A 321-nucleotide genomic window follows, 5' to 3' on the forward strand; every position below is an offset into this window, starting at 1 on the left:
ATCGCGATGGCAATATTCGCGCCCAAGGGACACCTTTCAGGACGTATGGATATACGACTAGCAGTTTAACGCCGACGAAAGGTACGGCAATCGAACGTACGGTTGCACGGACTATACTGGCGTATGGTCCTGGAGGATGCCTCGCTCCATCGCTTCCATCATCCTGACGACCTGTGCTACCGTCCGAGCGCCCATCTTCCGCATCGCGCTCCCCCGATGGACCTTGACTGTTATCTCGCTTAACCCGAGTTCAGCGGCCACTTGCTTGTTGAGCAGCCCCGACGCGACCAATTGCAGAACCTCGCGCTCGCGCGTTGTCAG

Annotated in this window: 1 protein-coding gene; it reads right to left on the reverse strand. The window is 57.6% G+C overall.

The annotated features are described in order from the left end of the window. Nucleotides 1–111: 111 nt before the first annotated feature. Nucleotides 112–321 (reverse strand): response regulator transcription factor (locus PY649_RS34950; protein WP_285873640.1); only part of this gene is annotated, 210 nt, incomplete at its 5' end.

The organism is Rhizobium mayense, from assembly GCF_030272705.1.
Lineage (GTDB): Bacteria > Pseudomonadota > Alphaproteobacteria > Rhizobiales > Rhizobiaceae > Rhizobium > Rhizobium mayense.